The organism is Delftia sp. Lp-1 (assembly GCF_020523835.1).
Lineage (GTDB): Bacteria > Pseudomonadota > Gammaproteobacteria > Burkholderiales > Burkholderiaceae_C > Comamonas > Comamonas acidovorans.
In genome coordinates this window covers 1,431,797-1,447,162 of sequence record NZ_JAJALJ010000001.1, presented here as the reverse complement: position 1 = coordinate 1,447,162, position 15,366 = coordinate 1,431,797, and the positions used below count along the sequence as shown (strand labels likewise).

General features: G+C 70.5%; 11 protein-coding genes. 6 read left to right on the top strand and 5 right to left on the bottom strand.

All coding sequences use genetic code 11. The annotated features are described in order from the left end of the window. Nucleotides 1-302 precede the first annotated feature (302 nt). Both tadA and LGR64_RS06320 read right to left on the bottom strand, forming a co-directional pair. On the bottom strand, nucleotides 303-1,622 hold the full coding sequence (tadA, locus tag LGR64_RS06325; protein WP_230356161.1) for a tRNA adenosine(34) deaminase TadA: 1,320 nt from the start codon (nucleotides 1,620-1,622) through the stop codon (nucleotides 303-305). Between the two features lie 75 nt (nucleotides 1,623-1,697). Next, entirely contained in the window at nucleotides 1,698-2,993 is a 1,296-nt protein-coding gene (locus tag LGR64_RS06320) for a branched-chain amino acid ABC transporter substrate-binding protein (RefSeq protein WP_230355088.1), read from the bottom strand. A gap of 504 nt (nucleotides 2,994-3,497) precedes the next feature. On the opposite strand from LGR64_RS06320, the gene LGR64_RS06315 reads away from it, so the two are divergent. Further along, nucleotides 3,498-5,504 (top strand): peptidase U32 family protein, encoded by a 2,007-nt coding sequence (locus LGR64_RS06315; RefSeq protein ID WP_013801553.1) that lies wholly within the window; start codon nucleotides 3,498-3,500, stop codon nucleotides 5,502-5,504. Here LGR64_RS06315 and LGR64_RS06310 read toward each other — a convergent pair. After that, on the bottom strand, nucleotides 5,468-5,749 hold the full coding sequence (locus LGR64_RS06310; RefSeq protein WP_012206611.1) for a hypothetical protein: 282 nt from the start codon (nucleotides 5,747-5,749) through the stop codon (nucleotides 5,468-5,470). The genes LGR64_RS06315 and LGR64_RS06310 overlap by 37 nt on opposite strands. A gap of 10 nt (nucleotides 5,750-5,759) precedes the next feature. Then, nucleotides 5,760-8,102: an FdhF/YdeP family oxidoreductase gene (locus tag LGR64_RS06305; RefSeq protein WP_230355087.1), complete on the bottom strand. Its 2,343-nt coding sequence runs from the start codon at nucleotides 8,100-8,102 to the stop codon at nucleotides 5,760-5,762. Between the two features lie 128 nt (nucleotides 8,103-8,230). Between LGR64_RS06305 and LGR64_RS06300 the strand changes: the two genes are divergently transcribed. Continuing rightward, nucleotides 8,231-8,689, top strand: a complete 459-nt coding sequence (locus LGR64_RS06300; RefSeq protein WP_230355086.1) for a GNAT family N-acetyltransferase — start codon at nucleotides 8,231-8,233, stop codon at nucleotides 8,687-8,689. A gap of 12 nt (nucleotides 8,690-8,701) precedes the next feature. Here LGR64_RS06300 and LGR64_RS06295 read toward each other — a convergent pair whose 3' ends face one another. Continuing rightward, entirely contained in the window at nucleotides 8,702-11,476 is a 2,775-nt protein-coding gene (locus LGR64_RS06295) for a LuxR C-terminal-related transcriptional regulator (protein WP_230355085.1), read from the bottom strand. Between the two features lie 182 nt (nucleotides 11,477-11,658). Between LGR64_RS06295 and LGR64_RS06290 the strand changes: the two genes are divergently transcribed. The 4 genes from LGR64_RS06290 to LGR64_RS06275 all read left to right on the top strand — a co-directional run bounded on the left by LGR64_RS06290 (nucleotide 11,659) and on the right by LGR64_RS06275 (nucleotide 15,362). Continuing rightward, the gene (locus LGR64_RS06290) at nucleotides 11,659-12,441 is read left to right on the top strand and encodes an SDR family NAD(P)-dependent oxidoreductase (protein WP_034395951.1); all 783 of its coding nucleotides are present in this window, start codon (nucleotides 11,659-11,661) and stop codon (nucleotides 12,439-12,441) included. A 133-nt stretch (nucleotides 12,442-12,574) separates the two neighbouring features. Then, on the top strand, nucleotides 12,575-13,759 hold the full coding sequence (locus LGR64_RS06285; protein ID WP_230355084.1) for an acetyl-CoA C-acetyltransferase: 1,185 nt from the start codon (nucleotides 12,575-12,577) through the stop codon (nucleotides 13,757-13,759). 69 nt (nucleotides 13,760-13,828) lie between these two features. After that, nucleotides 13,829-14,653, top strand: coding sequence for an ABC transporter ATP-binding protein (locus LGR64_RS06280; RefSeq protein ID WP_063325876.1), 825 nt, complete (start codon nucleotides 13,829-13,831; stop codon nucleotides 14,651-14,653). Then, nucleotides 14,637-15,362 (top strand): ABC transporter ATP-binding protein, encoded by a 726-nt coding sequence (locus tag LGR64_RS06275; RefSeq protein ID WP_047326796.1) that lies wholly within the window; start codon nucleotides 14,637-14,639, stop codon nucleotides 15,360-15,362. Before LGR64_RS06280 ends, LGR64_RS06275 begins: the two co-directional genes overlap by 17 nt. Nucleotides 15,363-15,366: the final 4 nt, after the last annotated feature.

The window sequence follows — 15,366 nt, the reverse complement described above, 5'->3', positions numbered from 1 at the left end:
GCGAATGCGCCTGTGCACGTTCATGGCCATGTGGATGTTCGTGCCCGTGGGCACAGCAGGTGCCGTCGGCGGAATGCACATGTTCGTGCGCGTGATCAACGGGTGCAGGCGCGGCAGCGGCTGCCTTTTTGCGGGGTGTGCCGGATGTGCTGGGTGTGCCGGGCGTGCTGGAAGAGCGGGAACTGCGCGAAGTGGCCAAGGTGGTTCCATGCCGGCCCTGGCCGGCATGCTCCATATTGCAAGGGGAGTGAAGACGGGGCACTGCCGCTGCGCAGCCCCGGCAAGGGGCCGGCGGCGCAGGCCTACGGGCGGAAGTATTCCACAGCGTCGGCCACCATGCCGGCAGCGCACAGGGGAACCCAATGGCCGCACGGGGATAGGCGCAGCTGCGCTGGCGGCAGCTGTGGCAGCGCCTGCAGCCAGGCATGGCGCCATGCGGGCGCAGGCAGCAGCGCATCGTGCTCGCCGCCCTGCACCCACAGGCGATGCTGTTGGCTCCACTGCACCAGCAACTCCATCGGCAGGGCCGGCATTTCGGCCTGCACGCGGGGCCAGGCCTGCAGCGCGGCGCGGTGGCCGGGTTGGGAAAACGGCAGGTTCCAGGCCTGCGGCTGTGCGCCGGCCTCCTCACCCACCTCGTGCATGGCGCGGCCCACGGGCCATGATGGCTTGCGCGCTGCCTGCGCAAACCATTGCACGCAGGCATCGGGCGCCGGGCCCGCAGGCCAGGCATTCATGAGCCAGGCGCCGCAAAAACGGGCGGGCTCGGCCTGCGCCACGGCCAGGCCCAGGCGCGCGCCATCGTCATGGCCGACCAGCACGATGCTCCGCAGGTCCAGCGCCAGCACCAGCTCGCGCAGCACCTGCACATGCCAGGCCGCGCTGTGCGCCTTCTCCTTCTTGGGCTGGTCGCTGCGGCCAAAGCCCGGCAGGTCGGGGACCACCACGCGATGGCCGGCCGGGAGCCAGCCGGGCAGCATGGGCTGGAACAGCTGGCCCCATGAGGGGCTGCCGTGCAGGCACAGCCAGGTCAGCGGTGCATCGCGCGGGCCTTCGTCAAGCACGGCCAGGCGCAGGCCTGCCAGCGCCGGCAGGTCGCTGCGCCACTGCGGCTGGGCAAAGCCGCCGAAGGTGGAATCCGCATGGCGCAGCGCCGTGTCCTTGAGCGGATGCGGCTGGGCCGCGCGCTGCTCGGCGCGGCGCGTGCGAAAGAAGTCCGACATCAGGGCCGCGCATTCCCCGGCCAGCACGCCGCGCGTGACCTGCGTGTGGTGGTTGATCTGCGGCAGCGCAAACACATCCAGCACCGATCCGGCCGCGCCCGTGCGCGGCTCGGCCGCGCCATAGACCACGCGGCCCAGGCGCGCATGCAGCATGGCGCCGCTGCACATGGTGCAGGGCTCCAGGGTCACGTAGAGCGTGCAATCGTCCAGCCGGTAATTGCCCAGGCGCGCGGCCGCGTCGCGCAGCGCCAGCACCTCGGCATGGGCCGTGGGGTCGCCCTGGGCTACGGGCGCATTGCGGCCCCGGCCGACGATGGCGCCGTCCTTGACGATGACGGCGCCCACGGGCACCTCGCCCGCCTGGGCGGCGGCACGCGCCAGTTCCAGGGCGGCGCGCATCCAGGCCTCGTCGTCGGCCTGCGGCAGTGGACGGTGCTCGGCAGTCAAGGTGTCACAGTGTCCGGGCGACGGGGGTCAGGGCAGCGGCTTGCGCACGCCCTGCGCATAGTGGTAGAGCGTGACGACCGGCGCCTGCAGCTCGCCCTGGGGCGTGAAGGCAATCGGCGCCGTCACGCCGTCATGCCGGGTCTGGCGCAGATAGGGGATATAGGCATCGGGCCGGATGGAGTCGGCCCGCACCATGGCCTGGGCCAGCACCATGGTGGCGTCGTAGGCGTAGGGGCTGAAGACCTGGTACTGGTCGGGAAAGCGCTGGTCGTAGCGCTGCTTCCAGGCAGCGCCGCCCGGCATGCGCTCCAGCGGGCTGCCGCCCACGGCGCAGGTCACATTGCGCAGCGGGGACGTGTTGCCGGCCAGCTCGGGCAGGCGCAGCGTGCACAGGCCGTCGCCGCCCAGCAGGCGCACCTTGTCCATGGCCAGCTGGGCCATCTGCCTGAGCATGGGGCCGGCCTGGGCGTCCAGGCCGCCGAAGAAGATGGCGTCCGGCTTCTTGCCCTTGATGGCGGTGAGGATGGGCACGAAGTCGGTGGCCTTGTCGCCGGTGAACTGCTTGTCCACGATCTCGATGCCCTGCTCGCGCGCCTCGGCCTCGAACAGCGCCACGATGCCCTGGCCGTAGGCCGAGCGGTCATCGATGATGGCCGCGCGCTTGACGCCCAGCTTGCCCACGGCGTGCGCGACCAGCGCATCGACCATGGCGCGGTCGTCGGCGATCACGCGGTAGGTGGTGTCGTAGCCCGCCTGGGTGATGGCCGGGTTGCTGGCTGCGGGCGTGACCATGACGATGCCGCAGTCGTGGTAGATGGATGTGGCCGGCAGCGTGGTGCCAGACTGCAGGTGGCCGACCACGGCCGCCACCTTCTTGTCGCACAGGCGCCGGGCCAGGGCCACGGCCTGGCCGGGGTCGCCGCCATCGTCGCCGGCCTCCAGCTTCCAGCGCAGCTTGCGCCCGCCGATCTCCAGCCCCTTGGCGTTGAGATCGTCCAGGGCCATGCGCACGCCGTTTTCCTCATCCTTGCCCAGGCTGGCGATGGGGCCGGACACCGGCCCCGCATGGGCAATGCGCACCACCAGGGGCGCATCGGCTGTACCGGGAGCAGCAGGCGCAGCGGGTGCAGCGGGTGCAGCGGGTGCAGCGGGTGCAGCAGGTGCAGCGGCCGTACCGGGTGCAGCCGCCGCAGCGGAAGCCCCTGCCGACTGCCCGTTGGCCGGGCCGCTTCCCGGCAGCGCCCAGGCCAGGCCGCCGCTGCCCAGCAGGGTGCACAGCAGGGCCGGGCCGGCCCACGGGAAATGGCGAATCGAGGCGTGCATGGCAACTCCTGGAAAAAACGGTCAATCTGTGAAACAGGCGCCCTGGCAAACGAAATCCGCTGCGGCGTGGCCCACTCGGGCGCTGCCCGGCCGGGCAAGGCCTGGCGCAGAAAGCGCGCATCAGGCCCGGGGCGGGGCAGGCACGGGCCGGGGTATCCGGCATGGCGGCCCGGCCCGTGCAGTGCGCATCCTAAAGGATAGGCAAAAACCGGCGCCGCCCGCCAGGGCATCGGGCGCATACCCCCTGGCGCGCGTTTTTTCGGTGCTGCGGCGATAATGCTGCGCCTCACCGCAAGCGGGTTGCTAGGTTTTCGTCGCCGGACCGCCCCAAGAGTGGGGGCCTTTTTTTGTCGCCGGGCCGCCCCAAGACAAAAAGCGGCCCCCTTGGGGGGGCAGCGGACCTTGCGCAGCAAGGGTAGCGTGGGGGCCAGTTTCCCCCGCATTGCGCCCGACGCCCGGCCCCCATGCCGGTGCGGGTACGAACACAGAACACCACAAAGCCCCATGTCCCTCCTGCCCCACCAGCTCGAACTCCTGTCACCCGCGCGCGATGCCGACATCGGCATCGAGGCCGTGAACCATGGCGCCGACGCCGTCTACATCGGCGGCCCGGCCTTCGGCGCACGCGCCACGGCAGGCAACGACATCCGCGACCTGCAGCGGCTGATCAACCACGCGCACCGCTTCGGCAGCCGCATCTTCATCACGCTCAACACCATCCTGCGCGACGATGAACTCGAGGCCGCGCGCAAGATGGCCTGGCAGATCTACGAGGCCGGTGCCGACGCGCTGATCATCCAGGACATGGGCCTGCTGGAGCTGGACCTGCCGCCCATCCAGCTGCACGCCAGCACCCAGACCGACATCCGCACGCCCGAGAAGGCGCGCTTCCTGCAGGACGCCGGCCTGTCGCAGATCGTCGTTGCGCGCGAGCTGGACCTGCAGCAGATCGCCGCCGTGCGCGCGGCCACCGACCCGGCGCGCACCACCATCGAATTCTTCGTGCACGGCGCGCTGTGCGTGGCCTACTCTGGCCAGTGCTACATCACCCACGCCCACACGGGCCGCAGCGCCAACCGCGGCGACTGCAACCAGGCCTGCCGCCTGCCCTACGAGGTGCTGGACGCGAGCGGCCGCATCATCGCCCACGAAAAGCACGTGCTGTCCATGAAGGACAACAACCAGAGCGACAACCTGCGCGCCCTGATCGACGCCGGCGTGCGCAGCTTCAAGATCGAGGGCCGCTACAAGGACATGGGCTACGTGAAGAACATCACGGCCCACTACCGCAAGCTGCTGGACGAAATCATCGAGGAGCGCGAGTTCTCCGACACGCCCCTGGCGCGCTCATCCTCGGGCAGCACCACGTTCAGCTTCACGCCCGACCCCGACCAGAACTTCAACCGCGAGTTCACCGACTACTTCGTCAACGGCCGCAAGGACGACATCGGCGCCTTCGACACGCCCAAGACACCGGGCCGCGCCATCGGCTGGGTCACCAAGGTGGGCGAGAACTTCGTGGAGATCGAGACATCGAGCCGCGACACCGAACTGCACAACGGCGACGGCCTGTGCTACTACGACCTGCAAAAGGAACTGGTGGGCCTGCAGATCAACCGCGCCGAGTCGGTGGATGCGAAGAAGTCGCTGTGGCGCCTGTTCCCCAAGGACCCCATCGCCGGCTTCAAGGACCTGCGCAAGGGCCTGGAGGTCAACCGCAACCGCGACATGGCCTGGGTGCGCACGCTGGACAAGAAGTCCAGCGACCGCCGCATCGGCCTGTGGGCCGAACTCAAGGAAACGCCCGACGGCTTTGCGCTCACGCTGACCGACGAGGACGGCTTCACCGCCACCGCCGCCATCGCGCAGGAACACCAGGCCGCCACCGACGCAGCCCGTGCCGAGGCCACGCTGCGCGAGCAGCTGGGCCGCTTCGGCGCCACCATCTTCTCCGTGCATGACATCGGCCTGCAGCTGAGCCAGCCCTGGTTCGTGCCGGCCTCGGCCCTGAACCAGCTGCGCCGCGACGCCGTCGCCGCGCTGGAGGCCGCGCGCCAGGCCGGCTTCGTGCGCCTGCCACGCGCCCTGCCCGTGGAGCCGCCCGTGCCCTTCCCCGAGGACACGCTGACCTATCTGGCCAACGTCTACAACCAGAAGGCACACGACTTCTACATCAAGCACGGCGTCAAGGTCATGGACGCGGCCTACGAGAGCAAGGAAGAAGAAGGCGAAGTCAGCCTGATGATCACCAAGCATTGCGTGCGCTTTTCCATGAGCCTGTGCCCCAAGCAGGCCAAGGGCGTCATCGGCGTCAAGGGCACCATCAAGGCCGAGCCGCTGCAGCTGATCAACGGCAAGGAAAAACTCACGCTGCGCTTCGACTGCAAGCCCTGCGAGATGCACGTGGTCGGCAAGATGAAGCGCGCGGTGATCAACCAGCACGCCAAGGAAATGCAGGAGTTTCCGATGCAGTTCTACCGCACGCGGCCCGTGCCCTCGGCCAGCGCCTGACAGGCCTCGGCCTCCACCCACAAGCGCCCGCGCTCCGTCAGGGCCGCCAGCCACCGCCCCTCTTCCTGCTCCAGCCTGACCCAGCCCGGCCCCGGTGTGCCGGCAATGGGCGCATCGCCCATCAGCGCCAGGCAGCGCATGAGCACGCTGGCGCCCTGCCCCAGTCGCTTGCCCAGCCTGGGCAGGGACATGGGTGCGGGCTCGGTGGCCAATTCGCGCAGGATGGCGGCGGCCAGTTCTTCCATGCCTTGCACTTCAGGCCGCCATTTCTTCCAGCGCGGGAGACGGCACGGCAGGCAGCCTGTGCGCCACCAGCTGCACGGGAATGGACTTGGAGCTGGGCGTGCCCGCCACGATGGCCGTGGCCGACAGCGGCACCAGCGGATTGGTCTCTGGATAGTAGGCAGCGATGCAGCCGCGCGGAATGTCGTAGGCCACGAGCCTGAAGCGCTCGGCGCTGCGCTGCTGGCCGTCATCCCACACCGTCTGCAGGTCCACCCAGTCGCCATTCTTCATGCCCAGGGCGCGGATGTCCTCGGCATGGATGAAGACCACGCGGCGCTGTCCGAAGACGCCGCGGTAGCGGTCGTCCATGCCGTAGATGGTGGTGTTGTACTGGTCGTGCGAGCGCGTGGTGAACAGCGTGAACACCGGCGATGCGCCGGGGCTGCGCGCGGCGCGTGCGCGGTGCACGGGCGTGTCGCGCGGCACGCCGTGCACGAAGAAGCCGGCCTTGCCCCGGGGCGTCTCCCAGATGCGCTCGCTCGCCGCATTGCGCAGCTTGAAGCCGCCCGGCACGGCCACGCGCGCGTTGAAGTCGTGGAAGTCGTCGAAGACCTGCTCGATCAGCTCGCGTATGCGTGCATAGTCGCCAGCCAGCTCCAGCCAGGGCACGGGCCGCTGCGCGCCCAGCGTGGCGGCGGCCAGGCGCGCGACGATGGCGATCTCGCTGAGCAGGTGCTCCGACGCAGGCGGGTTGATGCCGCTGGAGATATGGACCATGCCCATGGAGTCCTCCACCGTCACGCCCTGCGGGCCGGTGGCCTGCATGTCGATCTCGGTGCGGCCCAGGCAGGGCAGGATCAGCGCCTCGCGGCCGTGCACCAGGTGGCTGCGGTTGAGCTTGGTGGTCACATGCACGGTCAGGTCGCAGCGGCGCAGCGCCTGCCAGGTGGCATGCGTGTCGGGCGTGGCCGCCGCGAAGTTGCCGCCCAGCGCGAAGAAGACCTTGCCCCGGCCCTCGAGCATGAGGCGGATGGACTCGACCACGTCCACGCCGTGGGCGCGCGGCGGCTCGAAGCCGAAGACCTGCTGCAGCCGGTCCAGCAGCGCGGCCGGCGGCTTCTCCCAGATGCCCATGCTGCGGTCGCCCTGCACATTGCTGTGGCCGCGCACCGGGCAGGCGCCCGCACCCGGGCGGCCGATGTTGCCGCGCAGCAGCAGCAGGTTGACCAGCATCTGCACGGCGGCCACCGAATGCATGTGCTGCGTGATGCCCATGCCCCAGCAGACGATGGTGCTGCGGGCGGCGATGTAGACCTCGGCCGCCGTCTGCATCTGCGCACGGCTCAGGCCGGACTCGGCCTCCAGCAGGCCCCAGTCCTCGGCCCGCAGGTCCTCGGCCAGGGCCTCGAAGCCGGTCGTGTGTTCGGCGATGAAGGCATGGTCCAGCACGCCGCCGCACCCGTGCCCCAGTGCATCGTCCTGCGCGATCACATGCTTCATGATGCCCTTGACGGCCGCGATGTCGCCGCCCACGCGCAGCTGAAAGTAGTGCGTGCTGATGGGCGTGGCGCCCAGGGTGGCCATCTCCAGCTTGCTTTGCGGGTCCTGGAAGCGCTCCAGCCCACGCTCGCGCAGCGGGTTGAAGCTCAGGATGCGCGCGCCGCGCTTGTGGGCTGCGCGCAGCTCGCCCAGCATGCGCGGGTGGTTGGTGCCGGGGTTCTGGCCGAAGATGAAGATGGCATCGGCCTGCTCGAAATCGGACAGCTGCACCGTGCCCTTGCCCACGCCGATCTGCGGCTTCATGCCGCTGCCGCTGGGCTCGTGGCACATGTTGGAGCAGTCGGGGAAATTGTTCGTGCCGTAGGCGCGCACGAACAGCTGGTAGAGAAAAGCCGCTTCGTTGCTGGCGCGGCCCGAGGTGTAGAAGATGGCCTGGTCAGGGTCGGGCAGCGCGTTCAGGTGGCGGGCAATCAGCGCAAAGGCGTCGTCCCAGGCGATGGGCCGGTAGCGGTCGCTGGCCGCGTCGTACACCATGGGCTCGGTGAGCCGGCCTTGGTCTTCCAGCCAGAAATCGCTTTGCGCCATGAGTTCGGCCACCGTGTGCCGGGCAAAGAATTCGGGCGTCACGCGCCGCGCCGTGGCCTCGGCCGCCACGGCCTTGGCACCGTTCTCGCAGAACTCGAAGGTGGAATGGTGGTTGCGGTCGGGCCAGGCGCAGCCCGGGCAGTCGAAGCCGTCGGGCTGGTTGGCCGACAGCAGCGTCTTGGCGCCCTTGACGGCGATATCCTGGCGCATCAGGGCCTGGCTCACGCTGCGCAATGCGCCCCAGCCGCCAGCGGCCCCCTTGTAGAACTCGATCTTTTGTTCGGACATGGGCCGGAAGTGTTCCGCCTGTCCATGATCCAGGTCAAATCACATCTCCAAATGGAGAGATTCAGCAAAGATATGAGCACGGCATCATTGCCCTGCGCCATGCTGGCAACCTCAGCCCCGGACCACCGATGAACTCAACAGCCATACACACCGCCATCCCCGAAGACGCCGCGCTGATCGCGCCGCTGTTCGACGCCTACCGCCAGTTCTACGAGCAACCTGCGGATGCTGACGCGGCGCTGGCCTTCATCACGGCGCGGCTGGAGCGCGGCGAATCCGTGATCCTGCTGGCCCGCCGACCGGACGGCAGCGCCCTGGGCTTTTGCCAGCTCTATCCCTCGTTCTGCTCGGTGCTGGCCGCGCCCATCTACGTGCTCTACGACCTCTTCGTGGTGCCCGATGCGCGCCGCCTGGGCGTGGGCCGCGCCCTGCTGCTGGCGGCCGAAGCCCATGCCCGCGCCACGGGCCATGCACGCACGGACCTGACCACGGCCCGCAACAACCTGCGCGCCCAGGCGCTGTACGAGTCGCTGGGCTGGGTGCGTGATGAAGTGTTCCTGACCTATGCGCGCCATCTGCAGGCTTGAGCCGCCAGCGGCCTAGCGCAGAACCCGCAGCTCCCGCGCCAGCGCCACGGCCTGGGTGCGGCTGCGCGCGCCCAGCTTGAGGTTGATGCTGCGCAGGTGGGTGCGCACCGTGCTGTCGGAGACGAAGAGCTTCTCGGCCATGGCCGCATTGGAGTAGCCCGAGGCCAGCAGTTCCAGCACGCGCAGCTCCTTGCGGGTCAGGGGCTCGGCAAGCACGGTGGCCGGCGCCGGGCCCTGGGGCGCATCCGCTGCCTGCAGCTCGGGGGGATCGGCGGGCTCGGCAGGCTCGCCCAGGGCAGACAGCAGCCGCTGCGCATGGGCGGCCGCCTCCGGCTCCGCCGGTTCCGTGCGGCGCGTCAGTGAAGGCGTCTGTGAAAGCGACAGTGAGGACGACAGCACGCGCTGCAGCACGGGCGCGAGCAGCGGCCCCTCATCGAGCATCAGGCGCACAAAGCCTTCGCTGGCACCGTGGCGCAGCGGCTGGGCCAGCATGGCGGCTGCGGCGTCCAAGTCGCCGCAGCCCGCCTCGGCCAGCGCGCACAGCACCTGCAGCTTGAGGCTGCGGTGGCGGCGCCCGCGCAGTTGCGCATCGGCCAGCAAGGGGGCGATGGCATCGCGCACAGCACGGCAGTCGCCAAAGTGCAGCCCCCAGCGCAGCCGGGCGATGGCGATGTCCTCCACCTCGTGCGGGGGCAGGCGCAGGCGTTCCACGCGCGGCCATACGCCGGGATCGTCGGCACGCTCCAGCGCCTCGGACGCGGCGGCCCGGTTGCCCTGCAGCACGAAGATGCGCGCATGCTCCAGCCGCGCGCTGGCCGTCACGCGGGGCAGCTGGCGTTCATGCCCCAGGTACTCCAGTTCGGTCAGCAGGCCGAAGGCCGCATCCACATCGCCACGCACGAAGGCAATGCGCGCACGCATGCGGTAGCTGGAGATCACATGGTCGGGCAGGCCCACGTCGCGGGCCAGCGGCAGGTAGACGTTGAGCAGGTGGTCGGCGCCATCGAGGTCGTTGGTCTCGTAGAGCACGCCGGCATGCAGCACGCCGGCCCAGGCATTGCCGTTGGTGGGGTTGTAGGAGGCGCTGCGCGGCGTGGCGGCCAGCGCCACGCGAAAGCGCGACGCCGCCTGCCGCAGGCGCCCGCCCGACAGGTCCAGCACGCCCTCCATGGCCTCGGTGTACATGCGGCTGAACAGGCTGCCGGCCTGGGTGCTGCGCGCCGCGTCCAGCAGGCGGTGGGCCTCCTCGGCATCGCCCAGCACCGACACCACGTAGGCCATGGCATTGGTGAGCGAGCTGTCCGCGAACGGCCGGCAGCTGGGCAGGCAGGCCAGCGCCTGGCGGCCCAGGGGCGCCGCCTCTTCCACGCGGTCCATCATGGCCAGCAGCAGCGGCTGCAGGGCCATGACCAGCGCCTGCGCGGCGGGGTCTGCGGCCATGCGGGGCCGCAAGGCGTCCAGCCGCTGCTGCGCCTGCCAGGGGCCGCGCGTGAAGCAGTCGGCATAGGCGGCCACGGCCTGCAGCAGCGGCTCGCGCGCCATCAGCGGCGCCGGCATGGCCGAGAACCAGCGCGACAGCAGGCGCATGCGGCCCTGCTCCATCAGCGCCTCGGCATGGCGCGCCAGCAGGGACAGGGCATGCGGCAGGTCGCCGCCTTCCAGCGCATGCTCGATGGCAGGCACGGGCCGGCCGCAGGATTCGTACCAGCCGCTGGCCGCCAGGTGAAGGCGCGTCAATTCACCGGGCTGCTCGCGCAGCAGCTGCGCGCGCAGGAAGTCGGCAAACATGCTGTGGTAGCGCCAGCTGTGCCCGCCCTGGCCACCCTGCGCCTCGTCGGCCAGCGGCACGAGGAACAGGTGGGCCTGCTCCAGCGCCTGCAGCATGGCGGCGCCGTCGGCGCGCGGCACCAGGGCCTGGCAGACCTGGGCATCCAGCGTGCGCAGGATGCTGGTGCGCAGCAGGAAGTCGCGCACGGACGCGGGCTGCTGGGCCAGCACATCCTCGGCCAGGTAGTCGGCCACGGCGCGCTCCGAGCCCGAGAAGCGCTCGATGAAATCGCTGTGCGGGCCATGGCGCTCCAGCGCAAGCGAGGCCAGCCACAGCGCGCCTATCCAGCCTTCGGTCTTGTCCAGCAGCCGCGCCAGGGCCTCGCGCGGCAGCGGGCAGCCGCGCAGGCGAAAGAACTCCTCGGCCTCGCCCACGGAAAAGCGCAGCAGCGCCGCATCGATCTCCAGCAACTGGCCACTGGTGCGCAGCCGCCCCAGTCCCAGGGCCGGCAGCGCGCGCGAGCCTATGACCAGGCGCCCGCGCTCGGGCAGCTGCTCCATGAGCTGGCGCACCAGGCCGAGCACGGCATCGTTGTGCAGCACCTCGAAATCATCGATGAACAGCGCAAAGGAGCGGCCCTCGCCGGCCAGCGCATGCAGGGCCTGGGACAACTCGCCGGCGCCTTGCGACGGCCCCACCCCCAGGGTGCGCACGGCCGCGCCCAGGCACTGCAGAAAGCGCGAGACATCGTTGTCGGCGGCATCCAGCGTCAGCCACGCCGTGGCCTGGCCCTCCGCCTGCAGGCGCTCGCGCATCTGGCGCATGGCCGTGGTCTTGCCGAAGCCGGCAGGGGCGCGCACCAGCACCACGCGGGCGCGCAAGGCCTCGGGCCAGCGCGCGGCAACGGCCAGCCGGGCCACCTGGGCGGCAGCGGCGCGCGGCGGGCTCAGCTTGGCCTGCGGCACGTAGCCGGAACCCGGACCGGGGCCGGAGGAATGGGTGGGCGCTGGGGGCTGCATGCAGGCAGGGGGCACTGTGAAGGGGTGAGGCACCGGGCACTTTCGTCGGTTTCGACGATGGCGGCAAGACGGGGCGATTCCTAGACTTGGAGGCAGATCATAGGTGGCGGCCTGCCGCCTGTCCCGATCCAAGGCGACAGGCAACGGCGTGCCGCCAACGCACCAACCAAGGAGACCTTCACATGCAGCTTGACGCAAGCATCAGCGCCGTCGTCACGGGCGGGGCATCGGGCCTGGGCGCGGCCACCGCGCGCCGCCTGGCCGCCAAAGGCGTGCGCGTCGCCCTGTTCGACCTCAACGAGACGGCCGGGCAGGCGCTGGCGCGCGAGACAGGCGGCCTGTTCTGCCGCGTGGACGTGACCGACGAGGCCAGCGTGGACGCCGGCTTTGCCCAGGCGCGTGCGGCCCATGGGCAGGAGCGCATCCTGGTCAACTGCGCGGGCACGGGCAATGCCGTCAAGACGGCCAGCCGCGACAAGGCCACGGGCGAGATCCGGCACCTGCCCGTGGCCAATTTCGACCGCATCATCCAGATCAACCTGGTGGGCACCTTCCGCTGCATCGCCAAGTCGGCGGCAGGCATGCTCACACTGGAGCCGCTGGCCGACGGCGAGCGCGGCGCCATCGTCAACACGGCCTCGGTGGCGGCGCAGGACGGGCAGATGGGCCAGGCCAGCTACTCGGCCAGCAAGGCCGGCATCACGGGCATGACCCTGCCCATCGCGCGCGACCTCATGGGCGAGGGCATCCGCGTGAACACCATCCTGCCCGGCATCTTCGACACGCCGCTGCTGCAGGGTGCGCCCGACAACGTGAAGGCGGCGCTGGCCGCCTCCGTGCCCTTCCCCAAGCGGCTGGGCCAGCCCGACGAATACGCCCACCTGGCCGAGACCATGATCACCAACGGCTACTTCAACGGCGAGTGCGTGCGCCTGGACGGCGCCATCCGCATGGCGCCGCGTTAGGCGTACAGCCCAGGCCTCACGGCAGGCACCGTCCCCGCGTTTTCCCTGGCCGGAATCGTCGCTTGCGACGATGCCCGGCCCGCGCCGGCCGGGCCACCATCCCCCCAGGAATACAGGAACAGGAGACATATCCATGGCACAGGCATACATCGTTGCCGCCACGCGCACGGCGGGCGGCAAGCGCGGCGGAAAGCTCTCGGGCTGGCATCCGGCCGATCTCGCGGCCCAGGTGCTGGACGAGCTGGTGCGCCGCAGCCAGGCCGACCCGGCCCAGGTCGAGGACGTGATCATGGGCTGCGTCAGCCAGGTCGGCCAGCAGGCGACGAACGTGGCGCGCAACGCGGTGCTGGCCTCGTCCCTGCCCGAGTCCGTGCCGGGCACCACGGTGGACCGGCAGTGCGGGTCGTCCCAGCAAGCACTGCATTTCGCGGCCCAGGCCGTGATGTCGGGCAGCATGGACATGGTGATCGCCGCTGGCGTGGAGAGCATGTCGCGCGTGCCCATGGGCACGCCCAACGCCCTGCCCGCCAAGGCCGGCCTGGGCGTCTACATGAGCCCGGCCATGCAGCAGCGCTACCCGGGCGTGGAGTTCAGCCAGTTCATGGGGGCCGAGATGATGGCCGGCAAGTACGGCCTGGCCAAGGACCAGCTGGACGCCTATGCGCTGCAAAGCCATGAGCGCGCCGTGCAGGCCGCGCGCGAGGGCCGCTTCGACCGAGAGATCCTGGCCGTGCAGGCGCGCAGCGCCGAAGGCGGTGCCGAGGGCGAAGGCCAGCCGCACACGGTGGATGAAGGCATACGCTTCAACGCCACGCTGGAAGGCATTGCCGGCGTCAAGACCATCCGCGAAGGCGGCTGCGTGACGGCGGCCACGGCCAGCCAGATCTGCGATGGCGCCAGCGGCGTCATGGTGGTCAGCGAGCGCGGCCTCAAGGCCCTGGGCGTGCAGCCGCTGGCGCGCATCCACCACATGAGCCTGCTCGGGCATGACCCGGTGATCATGCTGGAGGCCCCCATCCCCGCCACCCAGGCCGCGCTGAAGAAGGTCGGCATGCGCATCTCCGACATCGACCTGTACGAAGTCAACGAGGCCTTTGCCCCCGTGCCCCTGGCCTGGCTGCAGGCCACGGGCGCCGATCCGGCGCGGCTCAACGTCAACGGCGGCGCCATTGCGCTGGGCCATCCGCTGGGCGCCTCGGGCACCAAGCTCATGGCCACGCTGATCCACGCCCTGCACGCACGCGGCGGGCGCTACGGCCTGCAGACCATGTGCGAGGGCGGCGGCATGGCCAACGTCACCATCATCGAGCGCCTGTAGGCGCCGCCATGCCACCGTGCGGCCGGCGCGGCCCGCGCCGGCCGCCCACCATCGGGGGGAGGGAAAGCCATGAGCCAGGACTCGCAGCCCCTGCTGCGCATCGAAGGCGTTTCTCTGCGCTTCGGCGGCATCGTCGCGCTGGACGGCGTGAGTTTCGATGTTGCGGCAGGCCAGATCTGCGGCCTCATCGGCCCCAACGGCGCAGGCAAGAGCAGCCTGTTCAACTGCCTGTCGCGGCTGTATGCCTGGCAGGCCGGCCACATCCGCTTTCGCGGCCAGCCGCTGGCCACGCTGGCGCGCCACCGCATGGCCGCGCTGGGCATGGGCCGCACCTTCCAGAACCTGGCCCTGTTTTCCAGCATGACGGTGGCCGACAACGTGCGCCTGGGCACGCACAGCCACCAGCACGCCGGCTTTGTGCGCGATGCCCTGCGCCTGCCCGGCGTGCGCCGGCGCGAGGAAGAAGCCCGCGCCCAGGCGCAGTCGCTGATGGCCCTGCTGGACCTGACGGGCGTGGCAGAGCGCCGCGTGGCCGACCTGCCCTTCGGCACGCAAAAGCGCGTGGAGCTGGCGCGCGCCCTGGCCTGCCGCCCGCAGTTGCTGCTGCTGGACGAGCCGGCCTGCGGCCTCAACCATGAGGAGCTGGCCGGCCTGGGCGACCTGATCCTGTCGCTGCGCGACCGGCTGGGGCTGACCGTGCTGCTGGTGGAGCACCACATGGGCTTGGTCATGCGCGTGAGCGACAAGGTCGTGGCGCTGAACTTCGGCCGCAAGATCGCCGAAGGCACGCCGGGCGAGGTTCGCGCCCATGCCGAAGTCATCCGTGCCTACCTGGGTTCGGACATGCAGCCGCAGGATCAGGACAGGGAGGTGGCGCATGCCGGCACTGCTTGAAATCCGCGGACTGCATGCGGCCTACGGGTCGGTGCGCGTGCTGGACGGCATCGACATGGACCTGGCCGAAGGCCGCGTCACGGCCCTGCTGGGCGCCAATGGCGCGGGCAAGACCACCACGCTGCGCGCCATCTGCCGCCACCTGGTGGACACGCGCGGCGAGGTGCGCTTGGCCGGCGAACGCATAGACCGGCACAGCACCGAGCGCATCGCGCGCCAGGGCGTGGGCCATGTGCCCGACGGGCGCGGCACCTTCGCCCAGCTCAGCGCCGAGGACAACCTGCGCCTGGGCGCACAGGCCCGTCCCACGCGGGCGGCCCGCGCCGACGTGGCCGGCGATATGGAGCGCATGTTCGGCTACTTCCCCCGCCTGCGCGAGCGCCGCACCCAGCAGGCCGGGACGCTGTCGGGCGGCGAGCAGCAGATGCTGGCCATTGCCCGCGCCCTCATGGGCCGCCCGCGCCTGCTGCTGCTGGACGAGCCCTCCTTTGGGCTGGCGCCGCTGGTGGTGCGCGACATCTTCGGCATCCTGCGGCGCATCAACGCCGAGCAGGGCACGACCATCCTGCTGGTGGAGCAGAACGCGCGCCTGGCGCTGGAGCTGGCGCACAGCGCCTACCTGCTGGAGACCGGCCGCATCGTGCTGCACGGTCCCAGCGAAGCCATGCGCCGCAACGACGCGGTGCGCCAGGCCTATCTCGGGGAGTAGCGGC

Bases quoted from the DNA above. Each gene is read 5' to 3' on its own strand.
- tadA (WP_230356161.1), bottom strand. From the start codon at position 1,622: ATGCGCGCCGCCCTGGAACTGGCGCGTGCCGCCGCCCAGGCGGGCGAG.
- LGR64_RS06320 (WP_230355088.1), bottom strand. From the start codon at position 2,993: ATGCACGCCTCGATTCGCCATTTCCCGTGGGCCGGCCCGGCCCTGCTG.
- LGR64_RS06315 (WP_013801553.1), top strand. From the start codon at position 3,498: ATGTCCCTCCTGCCCCACCAGCTCGAACTCCTGTCACCCGCGCGCGAT.
- LGR64_RS06310 (WP_012206611.1), bottom strand. From the start codon at position 5,749: ATGGAAGAACTGGCCGCCGCCATCCTGCGCGAATTGGCCACCGAGCCC.
- LGR64_RS06305 (WP_230355087.1), bottom strand. From the start codon at position 8,102: ATGTCCGAACAAAAGATCGAGTTCTACAAGGGGGCCGCTGGCGGCTGG.
- LGR64_RS06300 (WP_230355086.1), top strand. From the start codon at position 8,231: ATGAACTCAACAGCCATACACACCGCCATCCCCGAAGACGCCGCGCTG.
- LGR64_RS06295 (WP_230355085.1), bottom strand. From the start codon at position 11,476: ATGCAGCCCCCAGCGCCCACCCATTCCTCCGGCCCCGGTCCGGGTTCC.
- LGR64_RS06290 (WP_034395951.1), top strand. From the start codon at position 11,659: ATGCAGCTTGACGCAAGCATCAGCGCCGTCGTCACGGGCGGGGCATCG.
- LGR64_RS06285 (WP_230355084.1), top strand. From the start codon at position 12,575: ATGGCACAGGCATACATCGTTGCCGCCACGCGCACGGCGGGCGGCAAG.
- LGR64_RS06280 (WP_063325876.1), top strand. From the start codon at position 13,829: ATGAGCCAGGACTCGCAGCCCCTGCTGCGCATCGAAGGCGTTTCTCTG.
- LGR64_RS06275 (WP_047326796.1), top strand. From the start codon at position 14,637: ATGCCGGCACTGCTTGAAATCCGCGGACTGCATGCGGCCTACGGGTCG.